The organism is Sulfurovum lithotrophicum (assembly GCF_000987835.1).
In the GTDB taxonomy this organism is placed as follows: Bacteria; Campylobacterota; Campylobacteria; order Campylobacterales; family Sulfurovaceae; genus Sulfurovum; species Sulfurovum lithotrophicum.
In genome coordinates this window covers 83,736-100,390 of sequence record NZ_CP011308.1, presented here as the reverse complement: position 1 = coordinate 100,390, position 16,655 = coordinate 83,736, and the positions used below count along the sequence as shown (strand labels likewise).

Annotated in this window: 15 protein-coding genes; 1 reads left to right on the top strand and 14 read right to left on the bottom strand. The window is 46.6% G+C overall.

All coding sequences use genetic code 11. The features are described 5' to 3' along the window. Window position 1 precedes the first annotated feature (1 nt). The 12 genes from nuoK to YH65_RS00440 are packed head-to-tail and all read right to left on the bottom strand — an operon-like array spanning window position 2 to window position 12,785. A complete protein-coding gene (gene nuoK, locus YH65_RS00495) occupies window positions 2-304 on the bottom strand; it encodes an NADH-quinone oxidoreductase subunit NuoK (protein ID WP_012083995.1) in 303 nt (100 codons plus the stop codon). Then, window positions 301-864, bottom strand: a complete 564-nt coding sequence (locus YH65_RS00490) for an NADH-quinone oxidoreductase subunit J (RefSeq protein ID WP_012083996.1) — start codon at window positions 862-864, stop codon at window positions 301-303. Before YH65_RS00490 ends, nuoK begins: the two co-directional genes overlap by 4 nt. 11 nt (window positions 865-875) lie before the next feature. Further along, window positions 876-1,499, bottom strand: coding sequence for an NADH-quinone oxidoreductase subunit NuoI (nuoI, locus tag YH65_RS00485; protein WP_046550161.1), 624 nt, complete (start codon window positions 1,497-1,499; stop codon window positions 876-878). A 9-nt stretch (window positions 1,500-1,508) separates the two neighbouring features. After that, window positions 1,509-2,540: an NADH-quinone oxidoreductase subunit NuoH gene (nuoH, locus tag YH65_RS00480; protein ID WP_012083999.1), complete on the bottom strand. Its 1,032-nt coding sequence runs from the start codon at window positions 2,538-2,540 to the stop codon at window positions 1,509-1,511. Between the two features lies 1 nt (window position 2,541). Then, on the bottom strand, window positions 2,542-5,004 hold the full coding sequence (locus YH65_RS00475) for an NADH-quinone oxidoreductase subunit G (protein ID WP_046550160.1): 2,463 nt from the start codon (window positions 5,002-5,004) through the stop codon (window positions 2,542-2,544). A gap of 1 nt (window position 5,005) precedes the next feature. Beyond that, complete coding sequence (locus tag YH65_RS00470; RefSeq protein ID WP_245609201.1) at window positions 5,006-7,264, bottom strand: 2Fe-2S iron-sulfur cluster-binding protein; 2,259 nt, start codon at window positions 7,262-7,264, stop codon at window positions 5,006-5,008. 1 nt (window position 7,265) lies between these two features. After that, the gene (locus YH65_RS00465; protein WP_046550159.1) at window positions 7,266-9,275 is read right to left on the bottom strand and encodes an FAD-dependent oxidoreductase; all 2,010 of its coding nucleotides are present in this window, start codon (window positions 9,273-9,275) and stop codon (window positions 7,266-7,268) included. Next, on the bottom strand, window positions 9,275-9,859 hold the full coding sequence (locus YH65_RS11600) for an NADH-ubiquinone oxidoreductase subunit E family protein (protein WP_046550158.1): 585 nt from the start codon (window positions 9,857-9,859) through the stop codon (window positions 9,275-9,277). Before YH65_RS11600 ends, YH65_RS00465 begins: the two co-directional genes overlap by 1 nt. Before the next feature lie 12 nt (window positions 9,860-9,871). Further along, window positions 9,872-11,101 (bottom strand): NADH dehydrogenase (quinone) subunit D, encoded by a 1,230-nt coding sequence (gene nuoD / locus YH65_RS00455; protein WP_046550157.1) that lies wholly within the window; start codon window positions 11,099-11,101, stop codon window positions 9,872-9,874. 9 nt (window positions 11,102-11,110) lie between these two features. Then, window positions 11,111-11,896, bottom strand: a complete 786-nt coding sequence (locus YH65_RS00450) for an NADH-quinone oxidoreductase subunit C (RefSeq protein ID WP_046550156.1) — start codon at window positions 11,894-11,896, stop codon at window positions 11,111-11,113. Then, window positions 11,896-12,414 carry a NuoB/complex I 20 kDa subunit family protein gene (locus YH65_RS00445; RefSeq protein WP_012084008.1) on the bottom strand — a complete coding sequence of 173 codons (519 nt, stop codon included), beginning with the start codon at window positions 12,412-12,414 and terminating at the stop codon, window positions 11,896-11,898. Before YH65_RS00445 ends, YH65_RS00450 begins: the two co-directional genes overlap by 1 nt. Further along, on the bottom strand, window positions 12,396-12,785 hold the full coding sequence (locus YH65_RS00440; RefSeq protein ID WP_012084010.1) for an NAD(P)H-quinone oxidoreductase subunit 3: 390 nt from the start codon (window positions 12,783-12,785) through the stop codon (window positions 12,396-12,398). Before YH65_RS00440 ends, YH65_RS00445 begins: the two co-directional genes overlap by 19 nt. A gap of 195 nt (window positions 12,786-12,980) precedes the next feature. Here YH65_RS00440 and YH65_RS00435 point away from each other — a divergent pair, with 195 nt between their 5' ends. Then, a complete protein-coding gene (locus tag YH65_RS00435; RefSeq protein WP_084721983.1) occupies window positions 12,981-13,385 on the top strand; it encodes a rhodanese-like domain-containing protein in 405 nt (134 codons plus the stop codon). 80 nt (window positions 13,386-13,465) lie between these two features. On the opposite strand, the gene YH65_RS00430 is transcribed toward YH65_RS00435, so the two are convergent. Both YH65_RS00430 and YH65_RS00425 read right to left on the bottom strand, forming a co-directional pair. Next, on the bottom strand, window positions 13,466-14,641 hold the full coding sequence (locus YH65_RS00430) for a hypothetical protein (protein WP_046550155.1): 1,176 nt from the start codon (window positions 14,639-14,641) through the stop codon (window positions 13,466-13,468). A 213-nt stretch (window positions 14,642-14,854) separates the two neighbouring features. Further along, on the bottom strand, window positions 14,855-16,588 hold the full coding sequence (locus YH65_RS00425; RefSeq protein WP_046550154.1) for an ATP-binding protein: 1,734 nt from the start codon (window positions 16,586-16,588) through the stop codon (window positions 14,855-14,857). Window positions 16,589-16,655 lie beyond the last annotated feature (67 nt).

Below are 16,655 nucleotides of genomic sequence, written 5' to 3'. Positions count from 1 at the left end.
ATTACCCCTTCATACTTGCAAGATCGTCAAGATCGAGACTGCCATATCTTTTGTACAGTACAATCAAGATACCAAGGCCCACAGCTACTTCACTTGCAGCAATCGCAATAATAAAGAATGCAAACATTTGGCCTGTCAGGTCATTGTAGTAGTGCGAGATCGCTGCAAATGCGATATTGACCGCATTGAGCATTACTTCAGTTGCGAAGAAAAGCATTAAAAGATTCCTTCTTCTCAATACACCCATCAACCCGATAGAGAAGATCAGTGCTGAGACGATAAGATAGTGAGATAAACCTATCATTTTGCATCCTTTTGTGTCAAGATTTCATCATCTACACTGGTGTCTTTAGTGAGACTCTGATCCATTTTTTTACCGGCAAGGATGATCCCTGCTATCATGGCTACAAGCAACATGACCGCTGCCACCTCGAACGGTACAAGGTACTTTGTGAAAAGTACGATACCGACATCCTGTGCATTACCCACACCTTCATGCATCGGGTAAAGTGCCTGGATCGATTCATTATAGATAGGTGCTGCGAACATCAACACCAGTGCCAATGCACTCAAACCGCCAAGTACAAAGATCAGTGCAGGATTGGTATTTTTTTCTTTGATATCTTTGGTCGCATCAAAGAACATCATCGCAAATGAATAAAGTGCCATGATCGCTCCTACATAGACAATAAGCTGGACCACACCAAGAAAATCCGCTCCAAGGATAAAGAAGAATCCCGAGATCAATACCATCCCCGCCGCAAGCGATGTCATGGCATAAAGTACGTTCTTGCTCATAACCGTGATAAGGAAAAGTCCTATTGTTAAAGCCGAAAATAGGTAAAAGGCTATTGTTTCATACATATCTGCTCCTCCTAATACGCAAGTGGCGTTTTTTTAATATTTTCATCAGCGTTGGGCGAAACGGCACCAAATCCGTCATATTCCTGCTGAAGGTTGAGCTTATCGATCGGGGTCAACATATCTTCAAAGAGAGAGAAACTCGCTCTCTGCTCTGAAGCAGTCTCATATCTCGGTCCGTGTACGATCGCCAGTTCCGGACACACCTCTGCACAATACCCACAGAAGATACAGCGCCCGAAGTTGATCGTGTATTCACTGACCTCTTTTCTCTGATTCTCATCATATCTCGTATCCATTGTGATACAGTTGGAGATACAGATCTTTTCACAGAGCCCACATCCAATACATCTGTAATGTCCGCTTTCAAGCAATCTGAGCATATCATGGATCGCTCTGTATCTTGGAGAGATCGGCAGCTTTTCAAACGGGTATTTCACCGTATGCATCTGTCCTCTAAAGAGGGCATTGATCATCTCACGCATCGTAACACCGAGACCGACAAGCAGCTCAAGCTTGAAGGTCCTGTTCACAACCTGTTTGAACTTATCCATGCCTGTCTTTGGACTTTCTCCAAGATCAAGCATTTTATAGTTCTGCGTACCTACGTTTCTGTTTTTAAATTGTTCTAAACCCATACCTGCTCCTTACACCATCATCACGATACCGGTGATCACTACGTTGATCACGGCGATCGGCATCAAAACTTTCCAACACAGCCACATCAACTGATCCGGTCTGACATGCGGCCATGCTGCTCTCACCCATAGCATCAGGAAGAAGAAGAATCCTACCTTCAGGATGATCGTCAACCAACCGATACCTACTTCACTGTATCCGCCAAGGAACACGACCGCCGCAATGATGGAGATCGTGATCATGTTGGCATATTCACCGATGAAGAACATACCCCATCTCATTCCCGAATATTCCGTTGCATATCCGGAAACGACTTCGGCTTCATGCTCCAGAAGGTCGAACGGTGTTCTGTTCGTTTCTGCAAATCCTGCAATAAGGAAAAGCACGAACGCTACAGGCTGCTGCCAAATGAGCCAGTGGCTGATACCTCCTGCCTGGGCATTGTTGAAATCAACGAATGAAAGCGATCCGACCAGCATGATCGGTGCCAAAATCGAAAGACCTGTCACAACTTCATAACTCAGAAACTGAATCGCCGTTCTTGCCGCACCGATGATACCCCATTTGTTCGCCTGTGCCATACCGGCAAGCAGGGGACCGTAAAGCCCCGCCGCCATCATACCGAGCACAAAAAGAATACCAATGTTCAGGTCTGCTGCAATGGACGGCACAAATACACCGCCGAGCACCGGTATCCACTCAGGGATCGTAAAGTCCGGGAATACCGGTACTGCCGCCAGTGCGATGAAAGCGGTTGCCGCAGTGATCGAAGGTGCTACCTTGAAGATCAGGCTATTCGCGTTCTGAGGTACGATATCTTCTTTGGTAAAGAGTTTGATACCGTCTGCCACCAGTTGAAGCAGTCCGTAGGGACCTACGTGCATAGGCCCGAGTCTTCTCTGCATGAATGCCAGTACCTTTCTTTCAATAAATGTACCGAAACCGGCAATCGCCGAGATCACTGCCAGAATAATGATGGCTTTGATGATGACACCGGCTGCCGTCACTTCCGGTAAATTTTGTACGAGTGTTGTTTCCATATTACACCTTTCTCATTGTTACTGTTTGATATCTGGCAGGGCCAAATAGCTCATACACGTTCTGCGCACTTTTGAAATCGGAAAGCTTTGTGATATCGCCGGTCATCTTCTCGTCTGCAATCACGTCAACAACGATACTTCCATTTTCAAATACCACTTCCACTTTCTCTCCAAGTGCTTCAGCCTTCTTGACACTTGCATACAGACCGAACGGTTCAAATATCTCATGTGCTTTATCTGAGAAGTCCGAGAACTGTCTGGCCGGGTTACATCGGTAAACAATCTCACCTTCAAGTGCCGCATTTTCATCGAACTTCTCTACAGAAGGTGTTTTGACCTTTCGGTTGGATGTCTTCAAGAGGTAGCCCCTGTTCTCCGTGCCGTCATTGAGGTAACCGTTGGGCAGTGCATCGAACTCTACTTTCTGGAATCCTTTTGAGGTTGGCAGTTTGACGGTCCAGTCGACCGTCAGGCTTTCACCGTCATCAATGAGTTCCGAAACAAGATCATTCAGCTCGTATCCGCCATACCCGACAGCTGCATTGGTCGGTACCACTCTCTTGGAAATGTTCGTGAAAGTCCCTTCCTGCTGATTCATCGCCGGCATATCAAGATCTCCGTCACCCAGTGCGGAGAGCCTGAAATCACCCGGCTCATTGTAACCGACAGTGAAACCTTCAGCCTCATCATCCAGGTCACAGATCAGTGCCACACCGAGTGCATTGGCTTTCGGCGGTGCCATGACCACATCGATGGAAGAGGTCTCTTCGATCAGTGCAATGAGTTTCGCGAGGTTCTCTGCTTTTTCATGATAGTAGAAATCTTCCCCGATCATCATGGAGAAGGATTCTTTCTTTTTCATCATCTTTTCAAAGGTATCTGTAAAGGTAGAGGAATCGCCACCGAGAAGGTCGACAAGACCGTTCTTCTCGACCGTGATCTCTTTCTCTACCATTTCAGGGACCTTTTTGGTGACCTCTTTGCTTTCCCCTGTCTCTTCATCGACAACAGTCTCGGTCACATCTTTCATGACCTTCTCTTTGATCGTCTTCGTTTCAGTCGACTTAAAGCCGGCAAGATACTCTTTGACCTCTTCCGGCAATTTCTCTTTGTCCGCAAAAAGATCGAGAACAAGGTAGAGCGCCGCTTCTTCCAGGCCAGGCTTGTGTGTGAAACACTCAACACTCTTACCAAAGCTTGGGATAAGCGTATCGCCTATCGGGTGGAAATAGAATCCCGCACCCTTATTCATCTTCTGGACATTGTTGAAGGCATACTTCATTCCGGGTGCATCATTTCTGAGTGCCGAGCCAAGGGCAATGACAAAGTCACTCTTCTTCATGATCGTATCGTTATCCGTTGTCCAGAATCTGTTGCCGGAGGCTTTCTGGTAGTATCCGAGGAATTTCTGGAAAGCACGTACTTCAGGGTTGTAGAGCTTCAGTCCCAACTTCTCTTTGAGTGTCTGAAGCATCAATGCCTCTTCATTCGTGATCACCGAGTTGAAACGTACGGTCTGTGCTTTTTTGAATGCTTCCAGCGCTTCAGCAAATGCTGTTTCATCTTTGGAGACATCGGCATTTTCAAAATCATAGGCAAAACGCGCCGCACCGTCAAGGGAAACATAGTTCCATTCGTTGGTCACACGGAAGATCTTCTCATTTCTGTCCTCAATGGAAGCCGGCTTCACTTCATAATAGATCTGGAACCCGTCAGAAGAATGTGCAGAGACTGCAGGAACTCTTTTCAGATCCCAGGCATTTGACTTGTACTGGAAGTCTCTGCTGACCAATGCACCGACAGGGCAGACCGCAGCACATTCACCACAATCCGAACAGTTCGTATATTCTGTTCCGTTACTCGGTGCGATGACGGACTTCTGGAGTTTGTTCCACATGGCATAGGCATCTTTAGGCATCGTATCCTTGAAACCTTTATCGAGTGCTTCTCCACCTCTTTTGACCGTCGTAAGCGCAGCATCACCGATCATATCTTTACACACGGTCGTACATCTTTCACACACGATACAAAGACCTGCATCGTAATGCAGTACGGAACTCCAGTTCTTCACTTCCCGTTTGGTATCCGGAATCATGTAGGATTGTGAATCTACACCCAGTTCAAGGGTATAGTTCTGAAGTTCACACTCCCCGCTCTTGTCACAGACACCACACTGAAGCGGGTGGTTCACGTCATAGACTTCCATGATCGCACGGCGTTCTTCCAGGATATTCGGCGTATCTACCGTGATCTCCATGCCTTCTTTGACTTTTGCGTTACATGCATATACCTGTTTTCCGTCGGCCTCTACGAGACAAAGACGACACGCCAGTGTCGGTGAACATCTTGTCAAGTAACAGATCGCGGGAATAAAAACATCGTTGGCACGTGCGGCGTTGAGGATGTATTCACCCTCCTGGACCGCGACTTCTCTACCATCGATTTTAATATTGACTGTACTCATATTAATTTCCTGCCCTTTCAAAATCTAGCCTCTTAAATCTATAAGAGGATACCAAAGCTCCACTTAATCCCATATCAAATGTAGGGTTAAGGGCAATGGTTCCTTTCATGGTTGTGTCGATCCTAAACAGACGATCGAAATTCACACCATCGATAGTGAACCGTATACGGTCACCGTCTTTCAGTTTGGTCGCCATAGCGAATTGCTGTGAGCCCAGAAGTACCGCTTCGTCTTCCAGCAGGGATGACTTAGCGGTAAATGCCGAGAACTGCTCTGTCGGATTACAGCTATAAACCACAGCTCCGTCATAGCCTTCCAGCTCTTCCACCTCTTCGAGGATTCTGCTGACAGAGACTTTTTTAGCCTTCAACAGATAGCCTCTATGCTCGTTACCAACACTGTCGAAGTAGTCGGGAAGCGCATCGAACTCGATGGCTTCAAACCCTTTCTCTTCCGGCAGTTCTTCAGTATACCCGATGGTATATTCCGCATCCAGCCCCAGTGCATTGGCAATATCGTTCAAAACATAGCCGCCATACGGAAGGGCCACATTCATCGGAACAACACGCTTGTCCACTGTGGTAATCGTGCCTTCCTGCTGATTCATCGCCGGCATATCAAGATCACCGTCACCCAAGGCGGAAAGGGTAAAGTCGGCAGGTATATTGTAACCAACCGTACTGCCTTCCGCCTCATCATCCAGGTCACAGATCAGTGAGAGTCCCATCGCATTGCCCGCCGGCGGTACACAGACTACATTGAAGCCTGCATACTGTTCAAACAGGGCAAGCAATTTGGCGATCTGCTCCGCTCTCGGATGTGCATAGAGGTCTGACCCGACCACCAGTGAGAAACCGCTCTTCTTGCGTAGTGATTTTTCAAGGGCTTCAAGTTCCTCTTCTCCCACATTGGTCTCGGCGGAAAGGTACCCGATATCGAGGTCATCCATAAACAACTTGACGGATTTTGGCAGGTCCGCTTCAGCCAGCAGTGCGGCTGTCAGCAGTGCGGCAACTCCCTCTTCACTTCCCACTTCATACTTGATGAACTGGGTCACGATATTCTGTATCTCTTTGTCTTCAAGCGGATGCATGTAAGCCACTCTCGCCTGGTGCCACTTACTCGCCATATTGATATGGTACTTCACCGTCGGAGTATCGTCATTGATGCGCGAACCGAATACGATCACTGCTTTGGATTCCGAAATGGCTTTGAGCGTACCGCCGTAGATATGTTTCCCGGTAATACTGCCATAAGCCTGCATGAACTTCTGATAGGCTCTTGCTGCCGGAGAGACAAGTTTGAAGCCAAGTTTTTCTTTGAGCTTTTGCACTATCAGTGCTTCCTCGTTGGAGGTTTGGTTCGAGAGCAGAACGGTACCGGCTTTCTTAAAAGCGTCAACCGCTTTTGCAAAAGCCTCTTTGTCTTTGGTCACACCCTCGTTGGCATAGTCGAAACCGAATCTGCCCGCACCGCAGAGATTGGTAAATTCAAACTCGTTGGTCACACGGTAGATCCTGTCATTCTTCACTTCATAATACATCTGGCATCCGCCGCCACAATGTGGGCATGCACTTGGGATCTTCGTCAATTCCCAGGCATTGGCCGTATATTTGAACTTGGTGCTGACCAGTGCCCCTACAGGACAGACTGCCGCCGCTTCTCCCAGAGAAGCGTAATTCTTCTCTTTTTTGGTATTTATAATGGTCGAACCGTATCCGCCGAACTTGATTTTGAGTGCTTCGTCTCCGGTGATCTCGGTCGAGACACGCACACACTTTTCACACATGATGCAGAGTGCAGGGTCATAGGAGACGTGCCCCCAGTTCTCTACCGGTCTGTTCTGGTCTCTTGCCGTAAAGTCCTGTGCTTCAAGGTTGAACTCCATGGTCTTATTCTGAAGGTCGCATTCACCGCTCTTGTCACAGACTCCGCACTCAAGCGGATGATTGACATTGTAGAGCTTCATGATACTCTGGCGCTCCTCGTAGAGAGCATCGTTATCGGTCGTGATGACCGCACCGTCCGTTGCTTTCTCCTGGCAGGAGAGGATCATCCCCTCCACGCCTTCAACCTCAACCACACACATACGGCATGAACCGATCGGAAGTACCTTTGTCAGGTAACACATGGTCGGGACATAGATATCATTCTCTCTGGCAATTTCCAGGATCGTCTTGCCAAAGGTGCTTTTGAACTCTTTTCCGTTGATAGTGACCGTGATCTCTTTTCCGGTATTCATAGAATTATGTACACTCATATCACACCGCCACCATTGAAATATAGTAACATCGCATGCATCTTTCCGCTTCTGCGATCGCCTCTTCCCCGGTAAATCCGAGATTGACCTCTTTGTTGTTGGTCCTTCTCTCATCTACTCCGAGTTTTTCACTCTCAGCTCTCGGAAGCCCCGGCATCCAGCCCGTAATCTTCTCTTTCTTGTCATAGACTTTGAGCCGGTTAAGGTGGTCTTCCATGATCTCGTCATCCGTCAGGGTACATTTATCCTCATAGATATAGCGGCTGATGACCGAAGCGGCACGGCGTGCCTGGCCTACGGCATTGACGATCGTCATTGGGCCGTACTCACAGTCGCCTGCGGCAAAAAGTCCCGGACGAGACGTCATGAAATCTTTACCGTTGGTCAAAATACTGTTCCAAGAGGTCATCTCGATATTCCACTCTTCAGGCAGAATCTGTGTATCAAGTGCCTGAGAGACCGCAGGGATCAGGTAGTCACATTCGATCTCGAAATCCCCACCTTCAATCTTAACAAGCTGTGCACGTCCGCCATTGGGATCTGGTACAAGCTCGAAACGGTTCACTTTGAGTTTCGTGATCTTCTCTCCGTCATCGAAAATCTCTTCGATCGCCGAGTGGAAGATGAACTCCACACCCTCTTCGACCGCTTCATGATACTCTTCATAGGTCGTGTTACGGATGATTGTCTTCTCATCACGACGGTAAAGCATGATCACTTTCTTGGCGCCTTCACGGATGGAACATCGCACGACGTCCATAGAGGTAAACCCACCACCGACACAGACAACGACCTTGTCTTTCAAGTCTTCGGAAGCCGGTGAACCAATCCCGTACTTATGCCAGAGGTTGACCTTGTCAAGCATCGAGATGGCACCCCAGTAACCACCCATTTTCGGGTTTTCGTTTGCAGCACGCACTTTTTTGGAAAGTCTCGCACCGAACCCGAGCAGTGTGGCATCATACTCGGCATCTATCTCTTTGAGACGCTCCGCATCCACTCTGTGGTTGTTGGTAATACTCACTGTCGGCATACTGAGAACCAGTTCGATATCTTTGTTGTACTTGTCTACAGGCATTCTGTACTCGGGTACACCCACGGCAACTTCACCGCCGTTAACGGGCAGTTCTTCAAAGATATCGACTTGTATCCCTTCGAGCGCCAGGTAGTATGCCGCTGTCAGACCTGCCGGTCCCGCTCCGATGATCGCAACTTTCTTACCGTCGTTCCTTGGAGGCTTTGGCTCCTGCGGATGCAGCCATTCAAGGTCATGGTCGGTTTCATAGTCCGCACCGAGACGCTTCAGTTCCATAATGGAGATAGGCTCATCGAGGTTTGCACGGCGACAGGCATCTTCACACGGATGGGGACAGACACGTCCGCAGGTGTGTGCCAGAGGCATCGTCTGTCTTGTGGCTGCCAGTGAATCGGTAAATACCATATCCCTTACACCCTCTATATAGGCCGGGATATCCACATGCGCCGGACACATATCCGTACACGGTGCGGTAACCTTGGCGATATAGTCTGTCTCTCCACCGTAATGTTTCGACGGGATCTGCGCATCGATACAGGTATCGAACTGCTCCTTATAGTACTCCATCAGATCGAGGATGGGTTTGGGAACTGTTTTCCCGATCTCACATTTGGATGTAGCCATCATGGTTTTGCTGATCTCTTTGAGATGGGCAATATCATCATGCGAACCTTCACCTCTGGCGATCTTGTCAAGCAGATCATAAAGAATTCTGCCGCCCCATCTACCCGGTGCACAACGTCCACAGGCTTCGGAATATTCCTGATACTGTGCCGCATACTTTGAAGCCAACTCCACCGCATCAATGTTCTCGTCAAAAATGGCAACGCCATCCCAGCCAATGAACGCTTTGGAGTTCTTCTCCCCGTGGTAGGTCTCAGGCAGTTTGAATTCGGATTGGCTCGACTCGTCATAGGGTTTACCGCGGTTGTCGATAAACTCGCCTCTCCAAGTTGAGAATACAATTCCAGACATTATTTAGCCTTTGGTTTTTTGGCAGTACTTCTTTTGGCTGCTGGTTTTTTCGCAGGCTGTTTTTTGGGTGCCGGTTTGCTTGCTTTTGCAGCAGCCTCTTTTGCAGCAGCCTCTTTTGCCGCTGTTTCTTCAGCTGCCTTTTTTTCGGCTTCCGCTTTTTCTGCCGCTGCTCTTTCCGCTTCAGCCTTAGCCTCTTCCGCCGCTTTTTTCTCTGCTTCGGCTTTTTCGGCTTCAGCTTTTGCTTTGGCTTCTTCTTCGGCTTTCAGCGCAGCTGCTTCTTCCGCCTCTTTGGCCGCTTTTTCTGCAGCTGCTTTGGCTGCTGCGATCTTCTCGGCACGCTCTTTTCTTGTTTCATCATCCACTTTTTTGACTACAACCGTCCAGTCCACTTCATTGAACTTCAGTGAGTTCATCAGGTCATGTCCCGTCTCTTTGATCACATCGGCAGACTTCTGGATAGAAGAGAAATCTCCTACTTCAAAAAGGAAGATACCTACTTCACCGACCTTCAGTCCTTTATCGATAAGTTCGACCATTCTGTCATAGAAATCGTCATGTAAATGTCTTAAATCATATCTTTTCATACGCTATTCTCCTTAACGGTCAACTTCACCGAATACGATATTGGTCGTACCAATGATCGTAACGACGTCAGCAATATATGTTCCTACAAGAATTTCCTGCAGCAGTCCTGTATGGAAAAAGCTTGGTGCTCTACACTTCAGTCTGTAGGCATACGGTTCACCCTCTGATTTAATGTAGAAACCAAGTTCTCCTTTGGGAGACTCGGTCGGTACATAGACTTCTCCTTTCGGCGGTCTCATACCCTGCGTGACGAGAACAAAGTGCTGCATCAGCGCATAGTTCTGTGTCATGATCTCCTCTTTTGGAGCAGAAAGATACTGTGGCGCATGTGCCATCAACTGCGGCTCACTCTCTTTGTACATAGAGACAAGCTGTCTGAGAATTCTTGTGGATTGGCGTGTCTCTTCCATATAGAGTCTGTAACGTCCGTAGGAGTCGCATCTGTCACTGACCGGAATATCAAAGTCAAGTTCACCGTAAAGCTCATACGGCTCCTCTTTTCTGATATCCCAGTTGACACCGGAACCTCTAAGCATTGGTCCGGTACAGCCCCATGAAAGCGCGTCTTCAGCAGAGATAACCCCTACATCTTCCAGACGCATCTTCCAGATACGGTTCTCTGTCAACAGTGCTTCATAAGTGTTTTTCACTTCATGGTCTACTTTGTCGCACCATGAGATCATTTTCTCTATCCAGCCGTTCGGAAGGTCAAGAGGTACACCACCGATACGTACGGCAGAGTGCGTCAGTCTGGCGCCACAGTAATCTTCCATCAAGTCCATACCGAACTCACGCTCACGGAATGCATAGAGGAAGACAGACATTGCACCGACATCCAGTGCATGTGTCGCAATAAAGAAGAGGTGGGAGATGATACGGTTGATCTCAAGCAGCATCGTTCTGATAACCTGCGCACGTCTCGGTGCTTCGATACCAAGCAGTTTCTCTACTGCCAGAGCATAGGCATAGTTATTTGACGTGGACGCGATGTAGTCGAGTCTGTCCGTGGTAGGAAGAAACTCGTTATAGGTCATGTTCTCCGCCATCTTTTCGATTCCTCTATGGAGATAACCGATATCCGGATAGGCTTTAACCACCTGTTCACCTTCAAGCTCAAGGACAAGCCTAAGCTGTCCGTGCGCCGAAGGGTGCTGAGGACCGAAGTTGATCACCATTGTGTTGTCATCGCGTTCAAAATTGAGGTTTTCAAAAAACGGTGTTAATTTATTTGGTTGTTGCATTCTCTCCCCTTATCTTCGCTCATCCAGCTGTTTGCCGGATTTTTTAGTGTAATCCACAAGGATCGTTTCACTGTACTCGATCGGATTCTCTTTTTCTCCCTCGGAAATATCTGCACCAAACGGTACTTCGTATCCAACTCTAGAGAAACGCTTCGTATCGTATCTGTCGATACGTGCGGGGTCTCTGTTCTCCGGTCCGATCACATCTCTGTACTCTTTCCCGAAGATCTTGTCGACTTCATACCAGGAAGCGAACTCGTCACCATGTAACGGATAGGTCTTCAAGAGAGGATGTCCTTCCCAGTCGTCCGGCATAAGGATACGCTTGAGGAACGGATGGTTGTTGACCTTGATACCGAACATATCGAACATTTCACGCTCTGCAAAGTTCGCAGACTTGAAAAGCGGTTGAATACTCTCGATCGCTTCATTTTCTTTAATACGCGTAGTCACTCTGACTCTTTTGGCTTCCGTAATATTCAGCAGCTGCCAGAAAAGCTCGAACTCGCCGTCCTGTGCCAGGTAATCAACCGCCGACTGTTCTGAGCACTGTGTATAGCCGCATGTCTCTTTAAGGGTTTTCATGACATCGAAATTGTCTGTTGCTTTAATGTGGATGACAAGCTGCCCGACAGCGACATAGGACTCTTTTGCTTTTCTACCCAGTGCTTTGACCACATCTGCAAAGTGGCTTCCCTCTTCCACTTCCGTCTGGGGTACACGCGGCGCGACCCAGTATCTGTCCGTATAGTATGATTTTTTCTGTACATTGTCTTTTGGAGTATATTTTCTCATTACACCAACCTCAAATTCTGTTTTGTATTGTTATTCATATTTGCAGACTCTCTTCTGATCTTCTTTTGAAGCATCATCAGTGCATACTGAAGCGTTTCGGGTCTTGGTGCACACCCCGGAAGGTAAATGTCCACAGGGATGATTCTGTCAACACCTTGCACGGTTGCATAAGTGTTGAACATACCGCCTGTGTTGGCACATGAACCCATAGAGATGACCCACTTGGGCTCTGTCATCTGGTCGTACAGTCTTCTTGCGAATTCAGAGTGCTTCTTTGAAAGTGTTCCCGCAAGGATCATCACGTCCGCCTGTCTCGGGGAAGCCCTGAAGATCGTACCCATACGGTCGAAGTCGTAACGTGATGCACCTGATGCCATCATTTCGATTGCACAACATGCGAGTCCGTATGTCAACGGCCAGAGGGAGTTTGAACGCCCCCAGTTTACCAATTTGTCTACCGAAGTCAATGCTATCGGCAAGCCTGCTGCTGAGGCGTAATTTACTTGATGCTGTGCCATTCAAGTGCTCCTTTCTTCCATGCATATACAAAACCGATTGCAAGTAGTACTATAAATAGTATCATCTCCGCAAATCCGAACCAGCCAAGCAGTTTAAAGTCGATCGCCCATGGGAACATAAAAATGATTTCCACATCGAACAGGATGAAAAGAAGTGCGATCAGGTAGAACTGCGCCGAGATAGTGTTCGGCTGCTTGGTGACTTCCGGCCCACACTCATAGATGGTGAGCTTTAGCTTTTCGGTATCGAGTTTGGCCAGTTTTCTACTGACGATACGTGCCAACATCAGTGTTGCAGGAAATGCAACGGCTGTCAGAGCAAATAGAACAAATACACCAAAATACGGGTGTTCTGTAATTACATGAGTCATGTTAATCCCTTTACTTTATTATCATGAGAATCGTCACGAGAGTATTCTCAGAATATCACTTTAATAGTATCCAAAAGAGTATTAAAGTAGTTGAGGCATATTTTTCTTTCCAAATTACGCGGGGAGGACTGTAACCATGTGAAACAAAAAAAGGGTAGAATGTCAAAAAAATTATATTTTTTATAAGGAAATGTTGTGAAAAAGCCTATGAACATACTCTATTGGGTCGCTATGATCGCCCTGGTTTTCTATTTTGCGTACACGAAAGGGTGGATACTGGCCAATTTTGACTCCATCACAGCTAAACAGGCCCAAACTCTGCTTTCAAACGATGACAATGTCACACTTCTGGATGTCAGGACCGTTCCGGAGTATAAAAGCGGTCACGTCAGAGGTGCCAAGCTCATTCCTCTGGACAAACTCGAAGCAAACCTGGACAAACTCAAATCCGACAAGAACAAAAAGATCATCGTCTACTGCCGCAGCGGAAGCCGAAGTGTCTCAGCATCACGCATACTGGAGAAACACGGCTTCGTACCGCTCAATGTGAAACAGGGGATGATCGGTCTGCTGGGGACCGACCTGGAGATCGTAAAATAAGATGATGATACTCTCCAAAGACAACACCCATATCATACAGAAATGTTGCGTTGGAGTTTAGAAACAGGGCGGATATATAACTATACAGACCCTGAACCTGGGATAAGTTGATCCCCAGGATTACCGGTAATGCTCTGATCAAGTGTATCAAAAAGATCTATCCATGCTGTGGGAAGCAGATCAAGCGGAAAATCCTCAGGAAGAGAATTCTTAATAATGAGTAATTTCTGCTTATCCAAAGTGTCTGCTCCTGTCAGGTCATTAATGACTTCCCATCCATCCTGCGTTTTTTCAAAACACAGCAAAAATACAGTATTGGTTAAATTTTCTTCCACAAAATGTGTATCATCCTTGTGGAAAATAGTGAATTCCAATGCACCGTATTTCATATTTGATTTATTCATCCTTATACTAAATCCTATAGGTCTTACCGGTGATTCATGGATATATTTAGCCAAAATAAAATCTTTAGCTGCACGAATCATTGGATTTTCTGCTATTTGTACTTTTTCTATAACCACAGGTTCAGGATGAGGAATATTAATGACTGGAGCAGGCGCAACCGGAACAGGAGGTATAACTATCGGCCTGATGCCTATTCTACAATCTCTTTTCCCTGCATTCCAGCCTCTGCGGTAATTGGTGAAACGGTTATAGGCCTTGACATTTTTCACCCACCTTCCACGTGCCGAACTGCATCCGTCTTTATAGCCTTTATTATAGGAATTCCAAACATTGGGAATAGGTTTTTTACATTTTTTGAATCCGGCATTCCAGCCTCTGCGGTAATTGGTGAAACGGTTATAGGCCTTGACATTTTTCACCCACCTTCCGCGTGCCGAACTGCATCCGTCTTTATACCCTTTATTATAGGAATTCCAAACATTGGGAATAGGTTTTTTACATTTTTTGAATCCGGCATTCCAGCCTCTGCGGTAATTGGTGAAACGGTTATAGGCCTTGACATTTTTCACCCACCTTCCGCGTGCCGAACTGCATCCGTCTTTATACCCTTTATTATAGGAATTCCAAACATTGGGAATAGGTTTTTTGCATTTTTTGAATCCAGTATTCCATCCCTTCCGGTATTGTATGTGATTATTATATGCTTGTTTATCTTTTCTAATAGTTCCCTGAGCTGTTAGACAGCCGTGCCTGTATCCTGCCTTATAATTATTGGGATAATTTTTAGCTTCTATTTCCGAAATCATAAAAATGAGTAAGACGATCATCAGAAAAAATTTAATTTTTTTCATTTTAAATTACCTTTTTAATTAGTATAAGTAATTAAAGTATAGTATTTTTTGATAAAAAAATCAAATTATTATGGCTTTCCCTATTTTGGGTTCTTTTAACTCAACTGCTCGACTTTTGTACATAAAGTTCTTTTTAATACCCTATATAACGTATTTTGCTTAAGTTTTCAGCCCACCATATTTTTTATTACGCCTCAAAGAACAAAACAAACTCTACACCTTGAACCCCATACTCTTGACTCCGTCGAAACTGCTGCCAAGCTCTTTTTCTATCTCTTCGAGGAAATCCCGGTTGGAAAAGACACTTTCTTCTCTGACAGCGACTTTGTAGGCAGTGTTGCGGATGACAAGGTTGATCTGTCCGCCGGTGAGTTCGTATTGTGCCAGTGCTTCGACATTGAAATCTTCCACATAGTCCGCTTTTTCGGGGAGCATGAACTGCCAGAGTCTCAGGCGCTGTTTTTTTCCGGGTTTCTTGAATTCTATCTTGTAGTTGAATCGTCTCGAGAAAGCTTTATCGATGTTCCCGAGAAGATTCGTGGTCGCAATGAGGATGCCTTCGAACTTCTCTATCTGCTCGAGGAAGATGTTCTGCATCTGGTTATGCATTTTGTCCGCGGAAGAGCCTGCTCCTTCGCTTCTGGAACTGAGGAACTGGTCGGCTTCGTTGAGCAGCAGTATGGGATCGACCTTCGCTTTTTTACTCAACTCCTTAAAGTCGTCGAAGATACGCCTGACATTCTTTTCACTCTCTCCTACATACATGGAGAGGATCTTCGAACAATCAAAAGAGAGAATAGGGCGTTTGAGCGTTTTGGCAAGGCTCATCGCGGTCATCGTTTTCCCCGTACCTGCAGCACCGTAGAAGATAATACGCGCATCGATACCTTTGCGCTTGTCCTTAATACCCCACTCTTTGAGTTTTTTGAAGACCTCTTTGTCAACCTGTTTGACAACATTGTTCAGAGTCTCTCTTGTTTTGGGGTGAAGCACGACATCATCGAGCGTCGTGGCAGGCTTGAGGTATTCGAAAAGCTCCTGCTCCTGCACCAGGGCATCGAGTTTCAGCTTGGTGACCTTCTTTTTTTTCTTGGGATGGATGATCCGCTGCATCACTTCTTCCTGCAGATAGAAAGAACGGCTCACGCCGCCGAACATATTGAGTATCTCTTCATAATCAATGATGTCTTCAGTGATGAGTTTCGCACCATCCTCAAGCAGGGCACGGTTCTTGATCTTCTCGTATTCATCGAAAGAGATTAGTTCTATAAGCGTGTTCATATCCCTGAACTGCCCCTCTCCGCCGCTGTATTCCTCTTTAAGCAGTGCAAGAAAAATGCGCTGTTCCTTTTCATCGAGTCCTTTCTCTTTGAAGAACTCCTCCACCACGATAGGCGTCTCTGTGATCTTCACGCGTTCCTGTATACGTGTTGTCAAGAGTGTCAACTTGTTCTTCAATCGGCCGATACTTAGGGAGTTATCCGTAAAGCCCTGTTTGAAGGTAGCGATCTTGTGCAGCAGAGCTACCATATCGAACTGGTCCTGAAGATACTCCAGATGGTCGGTGTAGGGTTTGATCTCGGGAAGGTAGATCTCCAGAGAGCCTTCTTCAAGGAGACGCAGAAGCGAGATACTCGGTGTCACCGATGTGTTGAGTATCTCTATCTGTGAGGTTTCATGCGCTTTGACCTGCCCGAAACTCATCTGGATGAACCAGCCCAGATCGAGCAGGTTCTTGACCAGTCCGAGTTTGCTCAGGTAAGCATGGCCTTTGTCCGGGAAGTTGTCCTGCAGCAGTTCAAGTACAGGCACCTCTTCTATGCCTTTGACATAGCGGCGGCAGACATACTGCACCAGTTCTGCTTCTCTCTTCGTACATTTTAAATGTGTGTAGATCGTTGTTTTTTCTACGTCTTTTGCTTCAATAAAATTGATAAGATATTTCAATCATCTTCCTATAGTTTTCTTTAAGTATAACAAATCTTTGATATACTCTTACTAATCAAGCTTACAG

What these genes read in the sequence shown, in the direction of transcription:
- nuoK (WP_012083995.1), bottom strand. Translation starts at nt 304, where the DNA reads ATGATAGGTTTATCTCACTATCTTATCGTCTCAGCACTGATCTTCTCT.
- YH65_RS00490 (WP_012083996.1), bottom strand. Translation starts at nt 864, where the DNA reads ATGTATGAAACAATAGCCTTTTACCTATTTTCGGCTTTAACAATAGGA.
- nuoI (WP_046550161.1), bottom strand. Translation starts at nt 1,499, where the DNA reads ATGGGTTTAGAACAATTTAAAAACAGAAACGTAGGTACGCAGAACTAT.
- nuoH (WP_012083999.1), bottom strand. Translation starts at nt 2,540, where the DNA reads ATGGAAACAACACTCGTACAAAATTTACCGGAAGTGACGGCAGCCGGT.
- YH65_RS00475 (WP_046550160.1), bottom strand. Translation starts at nt 5,004, where the DNA reads ATGAGTACAGTCAATATTAAAATCGATGGTAGAGAAGTCGCGGTCCAG.
- YH65_RS00470 (WP_245609201.1), bottom strand. Translation starts at nt 7,264, where the DNA reads ATGAGTGTACATAATTCTATGAATACCGGAAAAGAGATCACGGTCACT.
- YH65_RS00465 (WP_046550159.1), bottom strand. Translation starts at nt 9,275, where the DNA reads ATGTCTGGAATTGTATTCTCAACTTGGAGAGGCGAGTTTATCGACAAC.
- YH65_RS11600 (WP_046550158.1), bottom strand. Translation starts at nt 9,859, where the DNA reads ATGAAAAGATATGATTTAAGACATTTACATGACGATTTCTATGACAGA.
- nuoD (WP_046550157.1), bottom strand. Translation starts at nt 11,101, where the DNA reads ATGCAACAACCAAATAAATTAACACCGTTTTTTGAAAACCTCAATTTT.
- YH65_RS00450 (WP_046550156.1), bottom strand. Translation starts at nt 11,896, where the DNA reads ATGAGAAAATATACTCCAAAAGACAATGTACAGAAAAAATCATACTAT.
- YH65_RS00445 (WP_012084008.1), bottom strand. Translation starts at nt 12,414, where the DNA reads ATGGCACAGCATCAAGTAAATTACGCCTCAGCAGCAGGCTTGCCGATA.
- YH65_RS00440 (WP_012084010.1), bottom strand. Translation starts at nt 12,785, where the DNA reads ATGACTCATGTAATTACAGAACACCCGTATTTTGGTGTATTTGTTCTA.
- YH65_RS00430 (WP_046550155.1), bottom strand. Translation starts at nt 14,641, where the DNA reads ATGAAAAAAATTAAATTTTTTCTGATGATCGTCTTACTCATTTTTATG.